Source organism: Sagittula stellata E-37, from assembly GCF_039724765.1.
In the GTDB taxonomy this organism is placed as follows: Bacteria; Pseudomonadota; Alphaproteobacteria; order Rhodobacterales; family Rhodobacteraceae; genus Sagittula; species Sagittula stellata.
This window is the reverse complement of record NZ_CP155729.1, coordinates 1,579,696-1,599,989: the sequence shown is the minus strand read 5'-3', so window position 1 is coordinate 1,599,989 and position 20,294 is coordinate 1,579,696. Positions and strand designations below refer to the sequence as shown.

The 20,294-nt window shown below is 66.7% G+C and carries 21 protein-coding genes and 1 tRNA gene; 3 read left to right on the top strand and 19 right to left on the bottom strand.

The genetic code is table 11. From position 1 onward, the window contains the following. The first annotated feature begins 72 nt into the window (after nt 1-72). Nucleotides 73-1,074: a zinc ABC transporter substrate-binding protein gene (locus tag ABFK29_RS07635; RefSeq protein WP_005856673.1), complete on the top strand. Its 1,002-nt coding sequence runs from the start codon at nt 73-75 to the stop codon at nt 1,072-1,074. Between the two features lie 178 nt (nt 1,075-1,252). Here ABFK29_RS07635 and ABFK29_RS07630 read toward each other — a convergent pair whose 3' ends face one another. The 16 genes from ABFK29_RS07630 to murA form a co-directional block, all read right to left on the bottom strand. Beyond that, nucleotides 1,253-2,029 carry a LamB/YcsF family protein gene (locus ABFK29_RS07630; protein WP_005856671.1) on the bottom strand — a complete coding sequence of 259 codons (777 nt, stop codon included), beginning with the start codon at nt 2,027-2,029 and terminating at the stop codon, nt 1,253-1,255. After that, the gene (locus tag ABFK29_RS07625; protein WP_005856669.1) at nt 2,026-3,033 is read right to left on the bottom strand and encodes a biotin-dependent carboxyltransferase family protein; all 1,008 of its coding nucleotides are present in this window, start codon (nt 3,031-3,033) and stop codon (nt 2,026-2,028) included. The genes ABFK29_RS07630 and ABFK29_RS07625 overlap by 4 nt, the downstream gene beginning before the upstream one ends. Then, a complete protein-coding gene (locus ABFK29_RS07620; protein ID WP_005856667.1) occupies nt 3,030-3,767 on the bottom strand; it encodes a 5-oxoprolinase subunit B family protein in 738 nt (245 codons plus the stop codon). Before ABFK29_RS07620 ends, ABFK29_RS07625 begins: the two co-directional genes overlap by 4 nt. Nucleotides 3,768-3,869: 102 nt before the next feature. Continuing rightward, nucleotides 3,870-5,156, bottom strand: a complete 1,287-nt coding sequence (locus ABFK29_RS07615; RefSeq protein WP_005856665.1) for an aminotransferase class V-fold PLP-dependent enzyme — start codon at nt 5,154-5,156, stop codon at nt 3,870-3,872. Between the two features lie 148 nt (nt 5,157-5,304). Next, nucleotides 5,305-5,487, bottom strand: coding sequence for a DNA gyrase inhibitor YacG (locus ABFK29_RS07610; RefSeq protein ID WP_005856663.1), 183 nt, complete (start codon nt 5,485-5,487; stop codon nt 5,305-5,307). Then, complete coding sequence (locus tag ABFK29_RS07605) at nt 5,484-6,515, bottom strand: ribonuclease E/G (protein WP_005856661.1); 1,032 nt, start codon at nt 6,513-6,515, stop codon at nt 5,484-5,486. The genes ABFK29_RS07610 and ABFK29_RS07605 overlap by 4 nt, the downstream gene beginning before the upstream one ends. Continuing rightward, a complete protein-coding gene (locus ABFK29_RS07600; RefSeq protein ID WP_005856660.1) occupies nt 6,512-7,099 on the bottom strand; it encodes a Maf family protein in 588 nt (195 codons plus the stop codon). Before ABFK29_RS07600 ends, ABFK29_RS07605 begins: the two co-directional genes overlap by 4 nt. 155 nt (nt 7,100-7,254) lie before the next feature. Further along, entirely contained in the window at nt 7,255-7,473 is a 219-nt protein-coding gene (gene infA, locus ABFK29_RS07595; RefSeq protein ID WP_005620785.1) for a translation initiation factor IF-1, read from the bottom strand. Nucleotides 7,474-7,571: 98 nt separating this feature from the next. Beyond that, the gene (locus tag ABFK29_RS07590; protein ID WP_005856658.1) at nt 7,572-8,450 is read right to left on the bottom strand and encodes a carbon-nitrogen hydrolase family protein; all 879 of its coding nucleotides are present in this window, start codon (nt 8,448-8,450) and stop codon (nt 7,572-7,574) included. A 69-nt stretch (nt 8,451-8,519) separates the two neighbouring features. Further along, nucleotides 8,520-9,095, bottom strand: coding sequence for a GNAT family N-acetyltransferase (locus tag ABFK29_RS07585; protein WP_005856656.1), 576 nt, complete (start codon nt 9,093-9,095; stop codon nt 8,520-8,522). Next, the gene (locus ABFK29_RS07580) at nt 9,092-9,487 is read right to left on the bottom strand and encodes a ketosteroid isomerase-related protein (protein WP_005856654.1); all 396 of its coding nucleotides are present in this window, start codon (nt 9,485-9,487) and stop codon (nt 9,092-9,094) included. Before ABFK29_RS07580 ends, ABFK29_RS07585 begins: the two co-directional genes overlap by 4 nt. A 90-nt stretch (nt 9,488-9,577) precedes the next feature. Continuing rightward, entirely contained in the window at nt 9,578-10,021 is a 444-nt protein-coding gene (locus ABFK29_RS07575) for a low molecular weight phosphatase family protein (RefSeq protein ID WP_005856653.1), read from the bottom strand. Nucleotide 10,022: 1 nt separating this feature from the next. After that, nucleotides 10,023-10,502, bottom strand: a complete 480-nt coding sequence (locus ABFK29_RS07570; protein ID WP_005856651.1) for a UPF0262 family protein — start codon at nt 10,500-10,502, stop codon at nt 10,023-10,025. A gap of 121 nt (nt 10,503-10,623) precedes the next feature. Then, on the bottom strand, nt 10,624-11,925 hold the full coding sequence (gene hisD, locus ABFK29_RS07565) for a histidinol dehydrogenase (protein ID WP_005856649.1): 1,302 nt from the start codon (nt 11,923-11,925) through the stop codon (nt 10,624-10,626). 88 nt (nt 11,926-12,013) lie between these two features. Continuing rightward, nucleotides 12,014-12,472 carry a DUF2948 family protein gene (locus tag ABFK29_RS07560; protein ID WP_005856647.1) on the bottom strand — a complete coding sequence of 153 codons (459 nt, stop codon included), beginning with the start codon at nt 12,470-12,472 and terminating at the stop codon, nt 12,014-12,016. Then, a complete protein-coding gene (gene murA, locus ABFK29_RS07555) occupies nt 12,469-13,740 on the bottom strand; it encodes a UDP-N-acetylglucosamine 1-carboxyvinyltransferase (protein WP_005856645.1) in 1,272 nt (423 codons plus the stop codon). Before murA ends, ABFK29_RS07560 begins: the two co-directional genes overlap by 4 nt. A gap of 304 nt (nt 13,741-14,044) precedes the next feature. Here murA and ABFK29_RS07550 point away from each other — a divergent pair. Both ABFK29_RS07550 and ABFK29_RS07545 read left to right on the top strand, forming a co-directional pair. After that, nucleotides 14,045-14,119, top strand: a tRNA-Thr gene (locus tag ABFK29_RS07550). Nucleotides 14,120-14,623: 504 nt separating this feature from the next. Next, nucleotides 14,624-17,200: a M10 family metallopeptidase gene (locus tag ABFK29_RS07545; protein WP_347100275.1), complete on the top strand. Its 2,577-nt coding sequence runs from the start codon at nt 14,624-14,626 to the stop codon at nt 17,198-17,200. A 72-nt stretch (nt 17,201-17,272) separates the two neighbouring features. Here the strand turns inward: ABFK29_RS07545 and ABFK29_RS07540 are convergent, their stop codons facing one another. The 3 genes from ABFK29_RS07540 to ABFK29_RS07530 form a co-directional block, all read right to left on the bottom strand. After that, nucleotides 17,273-18,511: an aspartate kinase gene (locus ABFK29_RS07540; RefSeq protein ID WP_040604249.1), complete on the bottom strand. Its 1,239-nt coding sequence runs from the start codon at nt 18,509-18,511 to the stop codon at nt 17,273-17,275. Between the two features lie 100 nt (nt 18,512-18,611). Further along, nucleotides 18,612-19,037 (bottom strand): DUF1178 family protein, encoded by a 426-nt coding sequence (locus ABFK29_RS07535; RefSeq protein WP_005856637.1) that lies wholly within the window; start codon nt 19,035-19,037, stop codon nt 18,612-18,614. A 51-nt stretch (nt 19,038-19,088) separates the two neighbouring features. Beyond that, nucleotides 19,089-20,267: a 3-deoxy-D-manno-octulosonic acid transferase gene (locus ABFK29_RS07530; protein WP_005856635.1), complete on the bottom strand. Its 1,179-nt coding sequence runs from the start codon at nt 20,265-20,267 to the stop codon at nt 19,089-19,091. Between the last annotated feature and the right edge of the window lie 27 nt (nt 20,268-20,294).

Here is a 20,294-nt window from a genome sequence, read left to right as displayed (position 1 = left end):
TCTTTTTCTCTTGAAGTGTTATGATATAACTCATAGCAAGGCCGGGACAAAAAGACAAGAAGGACCGCCACCATGCGCCTGCCGCTGTTTCCCGCCTGCAACGCCGCTGCCCTGAGCCTCGCGCTCATCGCCGGTCCGGCCATCGCCGAGGTGCCGCGCGTGATCACCGACATCCCGCCCGTGGCCAGCCTTGCAGCGATGGTGCTGGGCGATCTCGGCGCGCCCGAGGTGCTGGTGGCGCCGGGCACTTCCGCCCATGGCGCCTCGCTGAAACCGAGCCAGGCCCGCGCGCTGGAAACAGCGGACGTTGTGGTCTGGATCGGCCCGGCGCTCACCCCCGGCATCGCCCGCCAGATCGAGGCGCTGGCCGGCGACGCGCAGCGCCTGACCCTTTCCGAGCTGCCGGAAACGCACGTGCTGCCGTTCCGGGATGGCGGGCTGGCGCCGCACGATCACGGCGCAGAGGCGCAGGCCCACTACGATCATGCCCACGCCGACGACGACCATGGGGACGACATGGCCCACGAAGACCATGCGGAAGATATGCACGGCGCGGACACCCACCTCGACCCGCACCTATGGCTCGACCCGGAAAACGCCACCGCCTGGCTCTCGGCCATCGCCACCGCCCTCTCCGCTCAGGACCCGGAAAACGCGCAGACCTACGCCGCCAACGCAAGGGCCGGAGCCGCGCGCATCTCGGACGCCGCAAAGACCGCCAGTGTCGCGCTCGGCCCGGTGCGCGATCGTCCTCTCGCCGTGACACATGACGCCCTGCAATACTACGAGGCCGCCTTCGACCTCCAGGTGATCGGGGCCCTGACCGACGGCGACGACACCGCGCCGGGCGCCCAGCGGCTCGATGCGCTGCGCGCGCTCTACACAGACACCGCGCCGGTCTGTGCGCTGACGGACCCGGGCACCTCCCCCCGGCTGATGCACGCCGTGGGTCTCGACACGATCCCGCAGGCCGAGATCGATCCGCTCGGCAGCGCCCTGCCGCAAGGCGCGCCCCTCTACCCCGCGCTGGTCGAGGATATCGCGAAGCGCATCGCCGCTTGCGCCGGGCGATAACAGCCACCCGGCGCCGGCGCGCTCCCTCATCGGGGACCGGCCACCCCCTTCATCTTGGCGAAAAATACCTCGGGGGGCGCGGCACGCGCGGGGGCGGAGCCCCCTCTGCCCTCTCCGGTAAGACCACTAGGGCCAGACAACTTGGGCCAGACCGCTTGGGCCAGACCGCTTGCGGCCCTCAGATCGACCCGCGCCGGCCTTCGAAGGCCCGGACCGCGATGCCGGCCTCCACCAGCGCGGCGCGCACCGCGCGGGCGATCTCCAGCGCCGTTGCGCCGTCGCCGTGCAGGCAGATCGTGTCCACGGCCGCCGGGATCGCCTCGCCTTCCTCGGGCAGGATGGCGCCGGCCCGCACCATGCGCACGATCCGCGCCGCCGCGTGCTCCGGGTCGTGGATCACCGCGCCCGGCAGCGCGCGGTCCACCAGCGTCGCATCCGCGTTGTAGGCCCGGTCGGCAAAGATCTCACCGGCCCAGAGACACCCCAGCCGTTCGACCGCGCGCTGTTGCGCCGTCGCGGCAAGGATCATCACGATGATCTCCGGCGCCACTTCCAGCGCCGAGCCATAACAGACCTCCGCCAGCGCCTCGTCCTCCGACGCCATATTGGCGAGCGCGCCGTGCAGTTTCAGGTGCCGCACCTCCGCGCCCACCGCGCGCGCGATCCCCAGCGCCGCGCCAAGCTGGTACTGCACGAGGTGCCGGAGCGTCGCCTCCGGCAGATGCATCCGGCGCCGCCCAAACCCCTGCAGATCGGCAAAGCCCGGATGGGCGCCGATGCCCACGCCCTGCGCCCGCGCGACCTCCATGGTGCGGGCCATCACGTCCGGGTCGCCCGCGTGCATCCCGCAGGCCACATTGGCCGAGGTCACCACCTCCAGAAGCGCGGCGTCCTGCCCCATCACCCAGGGGCCGAAACTCTCGCCCATGTCCGCATTCAGATCGACCGATGTCATCGTGTCACCTCTCCATCCGTCACTCCACTGACCAGGTCGTGGTCCAGCAGGTTGATGTCCTTCGGATCGCGCACCAATGGCGCGATCCTCTTCGGCAGGCGGTTCAGCGCATCGCGCAGCCCGCGCTCCGCCGCCAGCGCCTCGTCCCGCGTGACGAAGCGAAAACGGATCTCCGCCCCCGGCGCCGCCTGTGCGACGTGCGGCAGGTCCGCCGGGATGACCGTCCCGATCCTCGGATATCCGCCGGTGGTCTGGCACTCGCTCAGCAGCACATAGGGCGCGCCGTCGCCGGGGATCTGGATGTCTCCCGGCACGATCACCTCCGACAGGATCCGCCCGCCCGCATCGAGCCCGAAGCCCGCGCCCTCCGGCACCAGCCGGACGCCCATCCGGTTGCCGCGCGCGTCGCGCCGGAAGGTCTCCGTACAGAACCGCGCCCGCATGTCTTCGGGGAAGACCTCGGTCTGCAGCGACGGCAGGACCCGCAGGGTACCGCCGCCGGACCGCGCCACCGGATCGAGCCCAAGACCCGTGGCCCCGCCCGCGTCCTGTCCCAGTGCCAGCCGGTCGCCTGCCGCAAGGACGCGCCCGATACCGGCGGCCAGATGCGCGCCCTGCGCGCCCAGAACCTCCGGCTGGTCGAAACCGCCGCCGACGGTCAGGTAGCCGTAGACCCCGTCCTGCGCCGCGCCGATCTCCAGCGTCTCGCCCGCAGGCAACAGCCAGCAGGCGTTCCAGCGCAGGGTCCGCCCGTCGACCGAGGCCGCCATGCGCGCCCCGGTCAGCGCGATGCGCAGGTCGCGGGTGGCACGGAACCGCCCGCCCATGCCCGCCAGTTCAAGCGCGACACCGGATGCCTGCCCCAGAAGGGCCGCGCCTTCCGCCAATGCCACACGGTCCGCCGCGCCGCCGCGCGACAACCCCTGCGCCAGCCATCCCGGGCGCCCCGCATCCTGCAGGCTGAGACCCGGGCCCGCCTGCAAGACCTCCAGAGCGCCGCTCATGTAAAAGGCTCCACGGTGATGCCGTCCCCGCCCGCCTCGCGCATCGCCTCGAAGGCGGCGCGGTCGACGGCGGGAAAACGCACTGCATCGCCGGGGCGCAAAAGGAAGGGCGCATCGGCCTCGGGACGGAAAAGGCGGGCATGGGTCTGTCCCACGTGCCGCCACCCGGTCGGCGTGGTGACAGAAAACAGCACGAGCTGCCGGATCGCCACAACCAGCGCCCCCACGGGCACCTTCGGCGTCAGCGCGGTCTGACGCGGGATGTCCCAGCACTCCGGCAATGTGCCGAGATAGGGCTGACCGGGCGCGAAACCGATGGTCGTGACCCGCACCTCCGCCTCCGACAGCGACCGGATCGCCGCGTCCTCCGACAGGCCCGCCGCCTCGGCGGCCTCCGCCAGTTGCGGCGCAAGATCCGTTCCGTACAGCGTGGGGATCGTGACGCGGCGCCGGCCCTCTGGCAGCTCTTCCGCGTACCAGTCGCGGGTGCCCAGCAGGTCGCTCAGGCGGCGCTCCAGCACATCAGGTGCCAGCGCCAGCGGATCGAATCGCACGAAGGCCGAGACCAGCGAGGTGGCGCATTCCTCCACCCCCTCGGGGGTCTCCCGCTCCAGCGCGGCGCGAAAGGCCAACGCCGCACGGTTGGCCCGCTCCGACAGGCTGTCGGCAAAACGCACCAGCAGGCCGTCGAGGCCCACGGGGTCGATCCGGGGAAAGGCGGTCTCAGCAGTCATGACGCAAGGGGATCACGCCGGGCGCAGGCTGTCCAGAGGGCGCAGGGCGGATGCCCTCCGCATCCCCCCGAGGCGCCGGTAACCGCCATGCCGGGGACAGGGCTACAGCCCCATCCCGTGGATCACCGAGAGGAAACGCCGCACCTCGTCGGGGCTGTTGTAATGTGCCAGCGACACGCGCACGCAGCTTTCCTGGCCAAGCGGCGTCAGGATGTTGCCAGAATAATGGTCGGCCTTGCGCGTATGGGTCCGGATACCTTCTGCATTCAACGCCGCGACGATCTCGGCCGCGGGTGTGTTGTCGCTCCAGAAGCTCACCAGACCCTCGCGCGCCGCGTTGTCCGCACCGCCCACGATGTGCACACCGTCGATGGACGCCAGCCCCCGCAGGTTGTCGGTGCCCTCGATCATCATCCGCGTCAGCGCGGTCTCATGGTCGTGGATCGCCTGGCCCGCCGCCTCGATCCGGGCGCTTGGGTCGGTGGCGTCGGAGACCTGCCCGCCCAGCCAGTCGAAATAGGCCACCACGTCGGAGAAGGTCGCATAGGCGCCGGTGTCCCGCGTGCCCAGTTCCCAGTTCCCCGCAGGCCCGCCGACAAGGCTGTCATGCGCCATGGCCGTCAGCCGGTCCGAGGCCCAGGCAAGGCCGTAGCCGTGCCGGGAGAAGACCTTGTAGGGCGAGACCACATAGGCATCGACACCGGCCGCCGCCACGTCGATCCGCCCGTGGCACGCGTGCTGGATGCCGTCCACGATGACGATTGCCCCGGGCGCCACGGCCCGCACCGCTTTCACGATGGCGGACAGGTCCATCCCCATGCCCGTGACCGGCGAGGTGTGCAGGATCGTCACCACCGCCGTCTCCGGCGAGACCGCCGCGGCATAGGCCTCCGCCGTCACCCGCCCCGTGGCATCGTCATGCGCGATCAGCACGTGGCGCCGGCCCGACACATCGGCCCACCGCGCCGCCGCGCTGCGCGAAGCCGGATGCTCCACCGTCGAACCAAGGACATCGCCGGGGCCCGCGCCCAGGCAGGCGTCGCGGATCACCCGGAACAGCAGCTCCGTCCCGCTTTCCCCGAACAGCACCGCCCCGCCTTCGGCGTTGAAGAACCGCCGCACATCGGCCCGCGCCCGGTCGATCACCGCGACCAGCGCCTGCGACGCCGGGTTGTCCCGGCCCTGGTTGTCGGGAATCGCCGCGAACCGCGCCGATGTCTCGACGACGGAGCGCAGCGTCAGCGCGCCCCCGGCGTTCTCGAAGAAAATGCGCGGCCCGGTGAAGGGACAGTCGTCCACATGGGCGAACCGCGCGCGGATGGCGGAAAGAAGCGTATCGTCGAACATGCCGGATGAGTACGCCTGCCGCGCGGCGAAGAAAAGCGCCATCGTCGGCCCGGCAAGGCGCAACCCGCACCTTCATCTTGGCAAAAATACCTCTGCCCGCGCCCGCCATCCCGCGCACCCCGACGGGACAAGGGCCACCCGCCGCCGCAGGCGGCGCGGATCGGCGCGCGCCAGCGCGGCGAAACCCGTCTCAGTGCGGTTTGCGCAATGCCTCTTCGGCAGCTTGCGCCGCCTCCTCCAGATCCTCCGGGTCGTCCGAGGGGATCGCGTATCCGCCCCCCAGCCACTTCGCGAGGTCCACATCGGCACAGCGCTTCGAACAGAAGGGCCGGACCTTGGGCTCTGTCGGTTTTCCGCAGATCGGACAGCTCACAGCAGCCCCCCGACCGGCACCCGGTCCCTTTTGCGCTGCAATTCCAGCAGCCCGAGGTTGGTCCAGCCGACGACGATGGTCTCCACCGCGTCCTTCTTCAGCGCCGCCTTCAGCGCACTCTCGACCTGGCGGCGGTCCTTCTTCGGCATCGGCGCCGGGTCGACCACCACCTGACCGCCCAGTCCCCGCAGCCGCAACTGGCGCGGCAGGTCGCGGAATGCGGCGATCGTCGCCTTCAGCCCGGCCGCCGGAGACGTATCGCCACCGGTGTTCACGTCGACCGCGATCAGCGCGGTGGTCGGCTCGATCACCATGGAGGCGTTGGCCCCCAGCGCCACGCGCGGCGACTTCAGCGCATCGAGCGCCTCGTCCACGCCGTGCCGTTCGAAGCTGCCCGGGGCGTCGTCGACCTCTGCCGGTTCGGCCCATTCACGCCAGGCCAGCGCGTGCGGGCCGTCGCCCTCGACCAGCAGTTCCGCGCCACCCGTTGTGTCCGACAGGACGGCGGCGGCCAGTTGCGACATGGCCAGGATGTCCTCGGCCACGGCGTCGTCGGCAGCGCCCGCGCAGGACGACCGCAGGATCAGGCCCGCGCCCTCCGGCAGCGGTGCCTCGGCCAGCACGTCGTGCGCCAGCTCCAGAACGGCTTCGCGCGCGTCGTCGTCCCGGATCTGGCGCGAGACGTTGATGCCGGGCGCATCCGCCGTGACGATGGCGTGGCGCGACTTGAACAACAGTTTCGAGGTGACCGGCAGCGCCTTGCCCGGCTCGGCGAAGCCCGTTACCTGCACAAGGATCAGTCCGCCCTGCGACAGGCCCTTGACCTGCCTCAGGAAGGCATTGCCGTCCGGCGTTTCGAGGAACATGCCCCCCTGCCCTTTCATCGGGCGTTGCGCGATGGCGCGGTAGAGACTGCCGGGGCGCGGCAGGTCGCCCTCGATGAAGAGGTCCTCCAGCCGGCCATCCACCATCAGCGCGGCGGCCTCCCGGCCGTTCCACGTGTCCAGAGCGATCGTGCGTCCCTTCATGGCGCGTCCTTGTATAGCGGGTAGCCCGCAGCTTGCAGCAGATGCGCCGTTTCGGCCAGCGGCAGGCCGACGACAGCAGTGAAAGAGCCGGAGATCCAGGGGATCAGCGCCCCCGCCGGCCCTTGTATCCCGTAACCGCCCGCCTTGCCACGCCAGTCGCCGGAGGCAAGGTAGGCGTTCATTTCCTCGTTCGACAGCATCTTCATCTTCACCTGGGTGACGACGTCACGCTCCCACACACGGTCGCCGCGGCGGACGGCCACGGCGGTGACGACCCGGTGACGGCGCCCGGACAGCAGGGCAAGGAACGCCGCGGCCTCCTTCTCGTCCTCCGGCTTGCCGAGGATGCGGCGCCCGAGGGCGACGGTGGTATCGGCGGAGAGCACGATTTCGTCGTCTTCCGCAGGGATCGCCAGGGCCTTTTCCCGCGCGAGCCGCACGCAATAGGGTCGCGGCAGTTCTCCCTTCACAGGGTCCTCGTCGATGTCGGGCGGACGGATATCGTCTGCCACGATGCCCAGCTGCGCCAGCAACTCGCGGCGGCGCGGAGAGCCTGACCCGAGGATGAGGCGGGGTTTCGTCATGTGATACCTTCCGGACCGTCGCTGCAAAGTTCAGCCGTGACCTACGCCACGCGGGCAGGATGATAAAGGGTGCGCCGCGCGTCGCGGGCGGCACGATCCAAGCGTCGGACAAGGAAAGACCGCGCCGAAAGCGCGGTCCATCTTCGTGGTCTCGGTTATTTGAAGCGGTAGTTGATGCGGCCCTTCGTCAGATCGTAGGGCGTCATTTCCACCTGGACCCGGTCGCCGGCCAGAACGCGGATGCGGTTCTTGCGCATCTTGCCTGCCGTATGTGCGATGATCTCATGGCCGTTTTCAAGCTCGACCCGGAACGTCGCATTCGGCAGGAGTTCCTTCACGACACCGGGAAATTCGAGCGTATCTTCCTTGGCCATGGTCTCTCCTTCGTGGTCCGCCCCTGCTGCGCAAGGGCAAGGCGCACCACGATATGGTCCGATCCCTTCCGGTTTTCAAGTCACATCTCGTCAGTGCGTCATTTCAACAGCGTGACAGGCGCCCTGCCGTCACGGCCGGACTGCTCTGCCCAATGGGTGCGGTTCAGGACGACGCCATCGCGCCGGACCTCCGCCACCGCTGCAAGATCCACCTCCGCAAAGGTCCAGCCCGGTGCGTTCAGCTTGCCCTCGGCGATCACGCCTGTCGAGGGAAAACCCCGGTCCGGGGGCGCAAACACACCGCCCGCGCCGCAATTGGTGTCGACCGCGTAGGACCAGTCGCAGGTGCCGACGGTGGAGGACATGGCCACCGCGCACTGCTGTTCCAGCGCCCGCGCCATCGAACCGATTCGCACGCGCCAGTACCCGGCCAGCACTTCCGTGCAGGAGGGCACCAGCAGGAGTTCCGCCTCTGACAGCCCGCGCGCCAGAAGCGGGAACTCCGAATCGTAGCAGATCAGCACGCCGATCCGTCCCAGGGCCGTGTCGAAGACCTCCAGCGGTGCGCCGCCGCGCACGCCCCACTCCTCGCGCTCGAAACGGGTCATGATCTGCTTGTCGATCGTCGCCATCGCGCCGCCCGGCGCGAAGAAGCGCGCGCGGTTGACCGGCAGCCCCTCGCCCGTCTCGACCGGCGCGGATGCCGCGAGGATGTGCACCTCGTAGCGCTCCGCCAGTTTGGCGTGAAGCGCATCGGCCTCCGGCACACGTTGCGACACCGCCCGGATGGAGCCCTGCAGGTCCATCGCCACGTCCCGCCCGGCCAGCGTCGCCAGTTCCATCGCGCCGTATTCCGGGAAGACCAGCAGGTCCGCGCCCTCGCCCGCCGCGCCGCTGACCCAGCGTTCAAGCTTGGCCTCGTAGGCGGCCCAGTCGTCGAGGAAATCCATGTTGTAGGCGGCGGTGGCGATCTTCATTCCGTGGTCCTCATGTCTTGCACCCTGTGCGGACGTGTCCCTGCCCCGGCCGGGACAGCGCCGCAAGGCTCAAAGCCGACGCATCCAGGCCTGAAGCCTGTGCGGGCGCTCCTCCGTGTCGCCCAGATCCGTCCAGTGGAACGTGGCGGTGACACCCTCTGCCTTTTCGTACCCGCGCTTGCGCCAGAACCCATCGAGCGGGCGGTAGCCTTCCGGGCGCATCGGATGATCCTCCGGGCGAACGACGCCACAGAACAGGGTGTAATCGAACCCCTGCTTCCGCGCCTCCGCCTCGCGCAGGTCAAAGAACGCGTGCCCCAGCCCATGCCCGCGGTAGTCCGGCAGCAGCACGCTTTCGGCGCAGTAGAAGACACGTTCGACCGACGGCAGCGGGCCGGAGATCTGCGAGGCGTCGGCGTGATCGGCCAAGGGCATGCCGGTCGCGGCACCCACGATCCTGTCACCGTCGCGCGCGGCCACCAGCACGGCGCGCGGGTTGTCGGAATAGGACCGCAGGTAGTGACGTTCGTACTCAAGATCCCCGTCGTAGAGATAGGGAAAGGCCCGGAACACCGAGATCCTCAGCCGCGCCAGATCGCCAAGCGCCGCCTCAAGCGCATCGCCTGTCAGACGTTCGACCTTCATGAGACCTGGCGCACCCAGTCGGCAAGGTTGTAGTAGGTCACGACGCGGGTGATCAGCCCGTCCTTCAACGAAAAGAACGACCCCGCAGGCAGGCGGTAGGTCTGGCCTTTGGCCTCCGGCAGGCCGGAATCGGTGGCCTTGTAGGTGCCGTTGACGATGTATTCCGCCGCGCCGCGGGTGCCTTCGTCATTGGCGAAGACCACCATGTCCGTGAGGTTCTCGGCGTAGCAGTGGCTCATGTGCGCGCAGAATTCCGCGAACTTGACCTTGCCGACGCGGATCTGACCCTCGTTGACGTGATGCTCCACGTCCGTGGCAAGACAGTCCAGCATGCCCTCCGTGTCGCCCGCGTTGAATGCTGCGAAATACCGCTCGATGACCTCGCGCCCCATGGCCGTCTCCTTCTGTCGATCCGATGGCCGCCTTAGCCGGTTTCGGCGCCGTGGAAAACACATCCGTCGGTCGGTAGGATCAGACGCCCCTCAGACGCCCCAGAGTTCCTGCACGCGCTTCACGATCTGGTCGCGCGTCTGGCGGTAGGCGTTCAGCTTCTGCTCTCGCGACTCGCCGATGCCGGTCGGATCCATCACCGGCCAGTAATCCACCGTCAGGTGATAATACCGTGTCAGTTCAAGCGCTTTGCGCTGCGAGGCCGGCGACATGGTGACGATCATGTCGAAGCCGGACAGCATCTCGCCCATCTGCTCCATCTCCTCGAAGGAGCGCGAGCGGTGCCGTTCCAGCGCGACGCCGATCTCCTTGCAGACAGCGATGGCGAAACCGTCGATCTCGAGGTCGTTGACCACGCCGACCGACTGCACGTAAGTCCGGGTGCCCACGAATTTCTTCATGATCCCCTCCGCCATCGGCGAGCGGACCGCATTGTGGTCGCAGGAGAACAGTACCGACTGCGGATAGTCCTTCAAATCACCCCCCGAAGTGCAGCACGCAGACCAGCGTGAAGAGCCGTCGTGCGGTGGCATCGTCCACCTCCACCTTGCCCTCCAGGCGTTCCTGCAGCACGCGTGCCCCTTCGTTATGGATGCCCCGCCGCGCCATGTCGATGGTTTCGATCTGGCCGGGAGCTGCGGTCTTTACCGCGTCGAAGTAGCTTTTGCAGATGGCGAAGTAGTCCTTGACCACCTGCCGGAACGGGCTGAGCGAAAGATGAAACTCCGCCGCCGTTTCTCCGTGCTCGGTCATCACCACGAAGACCAGCCTCTTGTCCCGGATCGACAGGGCGACGTTATAGGGCCCCGGAGGCACCACGCGGTCGTCGCGTTGCGGCAGGATGAAGGAGTTCTCCTCCATCAGGTCGAACATGGCGACGCGGCGCTCCTGCTCGATCTCCGGGGTCGGAGGCGGCAGGTTGGCATCGTCAAGCTGGATGTGGGCGATATGGCTCATCTGGACGTCTTTCGCATCTGCAGCAAAAAGGTTACCAGCCGGTTAACATTTTTGGCAAGGGCGCGCAGGGTCGTAAGGGCAACCGACTTTCGGATAAACCGTTTCCAGGGGCGCGCGCCGATCAACCGTTGAGTTTCTGCAACCGCGCGGTAACGCTCAGGCCATGCGCCTCCAGGCTTTCGGAGCGCGCCAGCACCTCGGCCGCGGGACCGATCGCGCCAAGCGCCTCCGGCGACATCCGGGCCATGGTCGTCCGCTTGAGGAAATCCATCACAGACAGTCCCGACGAGAACCGCGCCGACCGTGCCGTCGGCAGGACGTGGTTCGGGCCGCCGACGTAGTCGCCGATGGCCTCAGGGGTCCATCCTCCGAGGAAGATCGCACCGGCGTGCACGCATTTCGCGGCCAGTGCCTCCGGATCGGCGACGCACAGTTCCAGGTGCTCCGGCGCGATGCGGTTCGACAGGCGCGCGGCCTCGTCGAGGTCCGAAACGGTGATGACCGCTCCGAAGTCGCGCCAGGATGCACCGGCGATATCGCGGCGCGCCAGCGTTTCCAGCCGCTTCGCAACGGCGTCCGCCACCTTCTGGCCAAAGGCCGCGTCGGTGCAGATCAGCAGGGCCTGCGCCGATTCGTCATGCTCGGCCTGGCTCATGAGGTCGAGCGCCAGCCAGTCGGGATCGTTGTCCGAGTCGGCGATGACGAGGATCTCGGACGGGCCCGCGATCATGTCGATGCCCACCTTGCCGAACACGCGCCGTTTCGCTGCGGCGACAAAGGCATTGCCCGGGCCGGTGATCTTGTCGACGGGGGCAATGCTCTCGGTGCCATAGGCCAGCGCCGCAATCGCCTGCGCCCCACCGATGCGGTAGATCTCGTCCACGCCGGCGATCTTCGCCGCCAGCAGCACAGCCGGGTTCACCACACCGTCCGGCGTGGGCACACAGATCGCGAGCCGCTCGACACCCGCCACCTTGGCGGGCACTGCGTTCATCAGGACAGAGGACGGGTAGCTGGCCAAACCGCCGGGCACATAAAGCCCCGCCGCCGACACCGCCGTCCAGCGCCAGCCCAGCGTGGCGCCTTCCGGGTCGGTCCACGCAGCATCCTCGGGGATCTGGCGCACGTGGTAGGCGCGGATACGCTCGGCGGCGAGTTCCAGCGCACGAGCCTCGGCCTCGGGCACACGGGCGCATTCCGCCTCGATCTCCGCCGCAGTGAACCGCATGGTGTCGGATGTCAGGGCCAGACGGTCGAACTTTGCCGTCAGGGCAAGGACCGCCGCATCGCCCTTTTCACGCACGTCGGCAATGATCCCGGCGACGACATCGTCCACGTCCGGGCTGTCTTCGCGCTTGGCGGACAGGAGCGCCGCGAAACGGGTCTCGAAATCGGCGGACGTGCTGTCCAGAAAGACGGGCATTGGCAAACCTCCGTTGACGCTGGCTGACATAGCTTGCCGGGCGGCAAGCCTCAACACCCGGTCGCAGCGCGGGGCCGCGCCGTGGGAATCAGCCGTGGTCGGGCATCTTGCGCGACGGGGCGACGTAGGGGCGCGTCACGTCGCGCAGGCTGACCTCCAACGCTTCGACATGCGCGCGGAGCGCACCGTCCCCGGCCAGCGTCAGCACGACATGGCCAGCCGCATCCTCGCCCGCTTCCCAGTCGATGGACAGGATCTGCAGCACGAGGTCCCTGTCCGCCCGGTCGACGCCCTGGCTGGACACGCCTTGCACGTTGTCGATCACCAGGAGCGACTGCACCCGTTCCACATCGGGGGTGCCGACCTCGCGGCGCAGGCGATTGACCAGGAGCCCAAGCCGACGTTGCGCCTTTTGCCACTTGATCTCCGTCACCGGCAGAACCGCATCCTGCGCGAGGGCAGAGATAACCTGCAGGTCCTCCGCATCGAACGCACCGAGGTTCAGGGGGCGTTCGATGCCGTCTTCGAAACGCGCATCCTCGGTCATTGTCCGGCCACCCGTTCGATCCGTGCGCCCAGGGCCGACAGCTTGTCTTCGACATTCTCGTAGCCACGGTCGAGGTGATAGACGCGGTTCACGATGGTCTCGCCCTCTGCGGCGAGCCCGGCAAGGATCAGCGAGACAGAGGCGCGCAGGTCCGTCGCCATCACCGGCGCGCCTTTCAACCGTTCGACCCCGGTCACGGTCGCGGTGCCGCCGTGCACGTCGATGCTGGCCCCCATGCGGATCAGTTCCGGCGCATGCATGAAGCGGTTCTCGAAGATCTTCTCTTCCAGCACCGCTTTGCCGTCCGCCGTGCACATCAACGCCATCATCTGTGCCTGCAGGTCGGTGGGGAAGCCGGGGAACGGCTCTGTCACGACATCCACGGCCTTCACCCGGGCGTTCTTGCGCGCGACCTTCAGACCCTTGTCGGTTTCCTCGACCGAGACGCCTGCGGCATCCAGACGTTCGCAAAAGGCTTCGAGCAGGTCGATGCGCCCGCCGAGACAGGTGACTTCACCGCCACAGATCGCGGGGGCGAGCATATAGGTCCCAAGTTCGATCCGGTCGGTGACGACGCTGTGGGTCGCCCCGCCCAGCCGCTCGACGCCCTGGACCTCGATGGTCGAAGTCCCCTCGCCCGAGATCTGCGCGCCCATCTTCTGCAGGCAGTGCGCGAGGTCGACGATCTCCGGCTCCCGCGCCGCGTTCTTGAGAACTGTGGTGCCCTTCGCGAGCGTTGCCGCCATCAGCGCGTTTTCAGTCGCACCGACCGAGACGAAGGGAAAGTCGACCACGCCGCCCTTCAGACCGCCCGCAGGGGCCTTGGCGTGGACATAACCGTCGCGCAGGTCCATCTCCGCGCCCATGGCCTCCATTGCCTTGAGGTGCAGATCCACCGGGCGCGCGCCGATTGCGCAACCGCCGGGCAGCGAGACCTCGGCGTAACCGTACCGCGCCAGAAGCGGCCCGAGCACAAGGATCGACGCCCGCATCTTGCGCACGATGTCGTATTCCGCACGTTGCGAGGTAAGCGCGTGGGAGGACATGGCCAGCACCTTGCCGGCGTTCATGGCCGTCACCTCCGCGCCCAGCGACTGCAGGAGCAGCGTCATCGTGCGGATGTCCGAAAGGCGCGGCGCGTTGGTCAGCGTCAGCGGCTCTTCCGACAGAAGCGTCGCGGGCATCAGCGTCAGGCAGGCGTTCTTGGCGCCCGCGATGGGAATCTCGCCGCTCAACGGGCCGTTTCCCGTCACCAGAATGGAATCCATGCCTGCCTGCCTCTCAATCCGAATTCGAGTCGTTGTCCGTGGTCCGCCCGGCGTCTCCGGGCTCGTTTTCGGACCGGGCACGCGCCTGCGCCTTGCGACGCGCCAGATTCACCTTGAGAGCCGCCTTCAGGCGGTCCTCACGGCGACTGTCCTTGGACGCCTTGCTCTTGCGATTGCCCCGATCCATGGGGCGGATGTACCCCAGCCGCGATAACGGGTCCAGCCTCCGGAAAATCGCTGTACGTTTTTTCGCCAAACCCCTCTTGCGCGCTTCAAAGAGAGAGTCTAAACGCCCCCACACGGCGCTGCTGTAGCTCAGAGGTAGAGCACTCCCTTGGTAAGGGAGAGGTCGAGAGTTCAATTCTCTCCAGCAGCACCATCTCTCCTTTCTCCCTTGATGACACGTTTTGGGTGGCGCCCGTACGCGGTATCGTTGGCCATGTGTCGTGAAGCCGATCGGCTGCAGGCAAACGCATCCAAACCGACGCCGCGTGCAGGGCAAGGCCCGGATCGAAGGCCGTTTGAGCACTGCGCACCCGTGCACCTTGCCCGGAGCGCCCATTTGGGGACACGGGACGCTCCAGGCCATCGGAGCAAACCTTAAACCGTTGAATAAAATTCACTAAATCCGGCTCTCTGTGACGGAAACAACGCGGCACAACACCCTCCAGTGTCCTCGTTGCATACCCAATGACGCAAAAGCTTCGTCTTTGCGCCCCACCGCATCCGGATTCTCTCGCAAATCTTGCATCGGGTTCGAAACGCCCCTCGCAGCCGGCGCCTGAATGGTGGCCGCCCCATGCCGATCAGAAGGATCGCTCTTCCCTCAAGTCCCGACGTCCGTACCCGGCGGACGGCCCGTCATCGAAGAGAGCGACCATACATGTGTTTCCTTTGCCAAGCCCGCGACCCGTCGACATCCACCTACGACACCCACGGCGCCACCTCTTTCGATTCCAGCGGTGACGCGTCCGGTGCCAGCCTTTCGGCCACCCTGCCCAGTTATTCGCTGGATCAGGTCGCCGCGCAGTTGACGGACGGGTACTGGCACTCCACCGGCCGCGCGCGCAGGTCTTTCGATGCAGAGGCCGGTGACACGCTGACCTTCAACGTCTCGCAACTGGATTCGACGGGACGCGCCACCGCCATAGAGGCATTCGAGGCATGGTCCGCCGTCTCTGGCCTGAACTTCCAGATCACCACGTCCACCGGCGCCGATTTCGTCTTCACCGACGATTCCTCCGGGGCCTATTCCTATTCCTACATCGCCGGGCAGACGATCACACAGTCCTATGTCAACGTGAACACCGGCTGGCAGGGTTACGGCGACTACTACCTGCAGACCTACATCCACGAGATCGGCCATGCGCTCGGGCTGGGCCACGCGGGCAATTACAACGGGTCCGCCGACTTCGGCACCGATGCGCACTACCAGCAGGACAGCTGGCAGTATTCGATCATGTCGTACTTCGGCCAGTGGGAAAACCCGCACACCAACGCGTCTTCGAACTATCTCGCGACCACGCAGCTGGCCGACATCCTCGCGATCCAGAACCTGTACGGCACGCCCACGAACGTGAACACCGGAAACACCGTCTATGGCGACAACACCAACCTCGCGCAGAAGGGCATGGGTCTTTCGACGCAATGGGCCGTGGCGATCTTCGACAGCGCCGGGACGGACACGATCAACCTCGGGTCACGGTCCGCGAACCAGCGTCTCGACCTGCGTGACGGCACCTTTTCCGATCTGAACGGCGAGGTCGGCAATTTCGCCATTGCCCGCGGCGCGGTGATCGAGAACGCGACCACCGGTAGCGGGCGCGACAGCATCACCACAAATTCGGCCAACAACAACATCCATTCGGGCTCCGGAAACGACACCATCTTCGGGTCGGACGGAAACGACACAATCAACGGCGGCGCGGGCAGCGACCTGCTGGCGATGGGCGGCGCTTTCACCGACTACACCTTTGGCTGCAACGGCGCCGCGACGTTGACGGTGAACGGCAACACCACGCGCTTCACCGGGATCGAGACACTGACCTTCGCCGACGGCACGGCGGTTGTCGGGTCCTCGGCGAACGGTCAGACGATCACATTCACCGCAACGGGCGCCGACTATGCCGCATGCCGCGTGACGGTCGACACGAACAACTCCGCCAACTGGAGCGCCTACACCGACACCTTCGACAGCTCCGGCACGCTGCTGACCCGCACCACACTGAACGACGATGGCACAATCCGGACCGAGAGCTTCGTCGGCACCGCGTATTCGACCACGGCGACCGACGACGGCGATCAGTTCGATTGGGATACGATCACCTACGATTACGATGCCGACGACACCTTGCTGCGGACCACCACCGTCATGGACAACGGCGTGCGCCGGGTTGCGGAGTACGCGAACGGCGTTGCGACGCACATGACAGCCACCGACCTGTCGGACGTATACGACTGGGACAGCTACACCGACACCTATGCCGCCAACGGGGCGCGCGTATCGCAAGACATGACCCTGGACAATGGCTTGGTGGTCGAAACCGCGTTCTCGGGCGGGCAGCGGTCCTCCGTGACGGTGTCCGACGCGCAGGACACCCGTAGCTGGACAAGCTACACCGACACATTCGACCAGTCGGGCAACCTCGCCACGCGCAGCATGCAGCATGACAGCGGCCTGCGCGTCGACACGACCTTCGATGGCGGCAACCGCGCATCCGTCACCGTCACGGACGGCGGCGACATCCGGACATGGAGCAGCTACACGGATACCTTCGACTCCTCCGGCACCCTCTCCACGCGGAGCATGTTGCTGGACAACGGGCTGCAGCTCGACACGGATTATGTCAACGGCAACCGATCCACGGTCACCGTGACAGATAACGACAATTCCAGAGGCTGGACCAGCTACACCGACCACTACAATGCGTCAGGTGCACGGACCATGCAGAACCTCCAACTCGACAACGGGTTGCAGGTGCAAACCGATTTTGTCGGCGGACAAAGGGCCACCGTGACGGTCACCGATGCCAACAACGAAAGACCCTGGAGCAACTACGTCGACACTTACGACCAGCAAGGCAGCCGGGTGTCGCAAGTCATGACCTTCGACGATGGCCGCACGGTCGAAACCAGTTTCAGCGGCGGTCGTGTTGTGACGAAGACGGTGCACGATACCGCCGACAGCTTCTTCTGGGACAGCGCTGCGGATCACTTCGACATGAACGGGGCCCGCATCCGGCAGGTGCTGTGCCGCGACGACGGTGTCGAGATCGACTCCGCCTTCGCCAACGGCATCCGGACCTCCGAAACGGTCAGGGATATGCAGGACGACTGGAACTGGTCCAGCTACACCACGACGTTCGATGCCAATGGTAATGCCGTCCAACGCGTTCTGTACCTGGACAACGGGTTTGAGATCACGACCGACTTCATGGAACCGGCGGTCGAGATCGCCTGACGCGTCCGCACATGAAAAAGGCGGCCCCTTCCCCGGGACCGCCGTCAGGAATACGCAACCGGCGGAGACTGGTCAGCCGGCCTTGTCCAGATCGAACGCGTCGTGCAGCGCCTGAACAGCCAGTTCCATGTACTTGCGCTCGACCAGAACGGAAATCTTGATCTCCGACGTCGTGATGACCTGAATGTTGATGCCTTCCTGCGCCAGCACCTTGAACATCTTCGCGGCGACCCCGGTGTGGGACCGCATGCCGATGCCCACGACCGAGATCTTGCAGACCGCCGTATCGGCGAGGATCTCGTGGAAGTTGATGCTGCCGGACTCCTTGGCGTCGTTCATCGCCTTTTGCGCCCGCGCCACCTGGTTCGTCGGGCAGGAGAACGTCATGTCCGTCCGCCCGTCCTCCGAGATGTTCTGAACGATCATGTCGACGTTCACGCCTGCATCCGCCAGCGGGGTAAAGATCGCCGCGGCGATCCCCGGGCGGTCGGCGACAGAGACGAGGGTCATCTTGGCCTCGTCACGGGAATGGGCCACACCGGCCACGACCTTGCTTTCCATGATGTCCTCCTCGTCGCAGACCAGGGTGCCGGCCGCGTCGTCCATTTCCTCGAAGCTGCTCAGAACGCGCAACTTCACCTTGTACCGCATCGCCAGCTCGACCGAACGGGTCTGCAGAACTTTCGCGCCGAGGCTCGCCAGTTCCAGCATTTCCTCGAACGCGATCCTGTCCAGCTTCCGCGCCTTTTCGCAGATGCGCGGGTCGGTGGTGTAGACACCGTCCACATCCGTATAGATATCGCAGCGCTCGGCGTCGAAGGCGGCGGCAAACGCCACGGCGGTGGTGTCGCTGCCCCCGCGACCCAGCGTGGTGATGCGTCCTTCGGGAGAGATCCCCTGGAAGCCCGCGACGACGGCAACGCGCATACCTTCGCCGAACTTCGCCATGATGTTGTCGGTCGGGATTTCCTCGATCCGGGCAGACGCATGCGCAGAGGTCGTGCGGACCGGCACCTGCCAGCCCTGCCAGCTGCGCGCCGGAACGTCCATTTCCTGCAGGGTCAGCGCCATGAGGCCGGCGGTGACGTTCTCGCCGCTCGACACGACCGCATCGTATTCGCGCGCGTCGAAAAGGGGCGAGGTTTCCTCGACATAGCCGACAAGCTTGTTCGTTTCACCCGACATGGCGCTGACGATGACGATGACGTCATAGCCTTTGGCGACTTCGACGCCGACGCGCTTTGCGGCGCGCCGGATGCGGTCCAGCGTGGCGACGGACGTGCCGCCGAATTTCATCACGAGAACAGGCATGATCTTTCTTCCTTCAGGTCGGAAGGGCCTTTACGCCGCTGCATGACGCTGCGCAAGAGCGGCGTGTCGCATCGGAAGCGCAACCGGCCGTTTGACCGGCTCAGTTGGACTCTCGCCTGGGCCGGAAAGGCAGCGGCGCGATCTGGATCCCGTCCTCGACCAGAGCCTTTGCCTCGTCAGAGCGCGCCTCGCCCCAGATCGGGCGTTCGGGCACGGCGCCGACATGCATCGCACGCGCTTCGCGGACGAAGTCCCGTCCGACGTAATCCGAGTTCTTTTCCACGTGATCGCGCAGCGCCGCCAAGGCCTGCTCCGCCGGATGTTGCGGGGTCCCGGTCAGGGGTTTGGCCTGTTCGGCCTCTCCACTGCTGACGCGCGGGGCCATCATCGCTTTGTCGACCTTGGTGGAGCCGCATATGGCGCAGCTCACATGCCCTGCGGCGTCGAGCCGGTCGAAGGCGGACGCGGATTGGAACCAGCTTTCAAAGCTGTGGCCTTCGGCGCATTTCAGGGCATAACGGATCATACCGTCCTCGATCCCGTAAACATCTTGACTGCAGTATATTAAAGGTAGCGTTTACCCAGTCTCAAGAGTTCCCGAGATCTTCTCGCAAATCGTCTCGATCCCTGCCTCCGGACGCAGCGTTTCGCGGGCCAGAGCCCCCATGCGCGCCTGTTCGCCGGGATCGGCAAGGGCGGCCAACGCCTGTACGAGGTCGTCTGGCTGCGCGATTTCCAGCGCTGCGCCAGCCCCAGCCAGGCGCCCGTAGGCCGCGCGGAAATTGCGCACATCAGGGCCATGGATCAGGGAGGCGCCAAAGGCGGCGGGTTCATACGGCGTGTGCCCGCCCCGGTCCGTCAGGGTGCCGCCGACAAACACGCGCCCTACCGCCGCGTACCACAACGCCATCTCGCCCATCGTGTCGGCAAGATAGACCGTGCCGTCCGTTTCCCCGAGGCTGCGCTGCGCCACCGTCAGCCCAAGATCCTCGGCCATCGCGCGCACTTCCCTTGCTCGGCGCGGGTGCCGTGGTGCGAGAATGAGACGCAAGTCGGGTTCGGCCTCCCGCGCGGCCGCATGCGCTGCAAGAACGATGGCCTCCTCGCCTTCGTGGGTCGAAGCGGCCAACCAGGTATGGTTTCTGGCGAACCCTGCCGGAGGCGTGACGGTGGGGGGTGCGTAGAAGGACTTGAGGTCGACGACCGGACCGCGCGCCATCTCTGGCAGGCCGAGAGCGACCAGACGAGACATGGACCCCGCATCCTGTGCAGAGGCGAAGCGGACCCTCTCCAGCACCCGCCGGGAGAGGCCGGGCACCCGACCCCAGCCGCGTGCCGTGCCTTCGCTCATGCGTGCCCCCAACAGGATGACCGGCCCGGGACAGTCCAGGAACCGGTGCGCCCATATCTCCGCTTCCAGGGAAACATGCGCGGTCACGCCCCAGTCGCGGATGACCTTGCCGGTAACGCGTTGCAGATCCACCGGCGCAAGCCGTGCGCTGACGCGGGGCAATGCCCAGCCTGCCACCATGTCTCGCGCTGTTTCGGTGTTGGCCGTCACAAGCCACCGTCGCTCCGGATCGGCGGCCGTCAACCGCTCCAGAACGGGGCGGACGGAGGCAAGCTCTCCGTTCGACGCACCGTGCAACCAGACGTGCGGCCCATCCTGCGGGTCCGGTATGGTTAAGCGCGACGGACCGCGGCGCAGAAGGACTGCGGTGGCAAAGAGGCTGATCAGCAGTCGGTAAAGTAGCATGCCAGTCTCTCTTGCCCGGAACCGCCC

What these genes read in the sequence shown, in the direction of transcription:
- ABFK29_RS07635 (WP_005856673.1), top strand. Translation starts at nt 73, where the DNA reads ATGCGCCTGCCGCTGTTTCCCGCCTGCAACGCCGCTGCCCTGAGCCTC.
- ABFK29_RS07630 (WP_005856671.1), bottom strand. Translation starts at nt 2,029, where the DNA reads ATGACATCGGTCGATCTGAATGCGGACATGGGCGAGAGTTTCGGCCCC.
- ABFK29_RS07625 (WP_005856669.1), bottom strand. Translation starts at nt 3,033, where the DNA reads ATGAGCGGCGCTCTGGAGGTCTTGCAGGCGGGCCCGGGTCTCAGCCTG.
- ABFK29_RS07620 (WP_005856667.1), bottom strand. Translation starts at nt 3,767, where the DNA reads ATGACTGCTGAGACCGCCTTTCCCCGGATCGACCCCGTGGGCCTCGAC.
- ABFK29_RS07615 (WP_005856665.1), bottom strand. Translation starts at nt 5,156, where the DNA reads ATGGCGCTTTTCTTCGCCGCGCGGCAGGCGTACTCATCCGGCATGTTC.
- ABFK29_RS07605 (WP_005856661.1), bottom strand. Translation starts at nt 6,515, where the DNA reads ATGAAGGGACGCACGATCGCTCTGGACACGTGGAACGGCCGGGAGGCC.
- ABFK29_RS07600 (WP_005856660.1), bottom strand. Translation starts at nt 7,099, where the DNA reads ATGACGAAACCCCGCCTCATCCTCGGGTCAGGCTCTCCGCGCCGCCGC.
- infA (WP_005620785.1), bottom strand. Translation starts at nt 7,473, where the DNA reads ATGGCCAAGGAAGATACGCTCGAATTTCCCGGTGTCGTGAAGGAACTC.
- ABFK29_RS07590 (WP_005856658.1), bottom strand. Translation starts at nt 8,450, where the DNA reads ATGAAGATCGCCACCGCCGCCTACAACATGGATTTCCTCGACGACTGG.
- ABFK29_RS07585 (WP_005856656.1), bottom strand. Translation starts at nt 9,095, where the DNA reads ATGAAGGTCGAACGTCTGACAGGCGATGCGCTTGAGGCGGCGCTTGGC.
- ABFK29_RS07580 (WP_005856654.1), bottom strand. Translation starts at nt 9,487, where the DNA reads ATGGGGCGCGAGGTCATCGAGCGGTATTTCGCAGCATTCAACGCGGGC.
- ABFK29_RS07570 (WP_005856651.1), bottom strand. Translation starts at nt 10,502, where the DNA reads ATGAGCCATATCGCCCACATCCAGCTTGACGATGCCAACCTGCCGCCT.
- hisD (WP_005856649.1), bottom strand. Translation starts at nt 11,925, where the DNA reads ATGCCCGTCTTTCTGGACAGCACGTCCGCCGATTTCGAGACCCGTTTC.
- ABFK29_RS07560 (WP_005856647.1), bottom strand. Translation starts at nt 12,472, where the DNA reads ATGACCGAGGATGCGCGTTTCGAAGACGGCATCGAACGCCCCCTGAAC.
- murA (WP_005856645.1), bottom strand. Translation starts at nt 13,740, where the DNA reads ATGGATTCCATTCTGGTGACGGGAAACGGCCCGTTGAGCGGCGAGATT.
- ABFK29_RS07545 (WP_347100275.1), top strand. Translation starts at nt 14,624, where the DNA reads ATGTGTTTCCTTTGCCAAGCCCGCGACCCGTCGACATCCACCTACGAC.
- ABFK29_RS07540 (WP_040604249.1), bottom strand. Translation starts at nt 18,511, where the DNA reads ATGCCTGTTCTCGTGATGAAATTCGGCGGCACGTCCGTCGCCACGCTG.
- ABFK29_RS07535 (WP_005856637.1), bottom strand. Translation starts at nt 19,037, where the DNA reads ATGATCCGTTATGCCCTGAAATGCGCCGAAGGCCACAGCTTTGAAAGC.
- ABFK29_RS07530 (WP_005856635.1), bottom strand. Translation starts at nt 20,267, where the DNA reads ATGCTACTTTACCGACTGCTGATCAGCCTCTTTGCCACCGCAGTCCTT.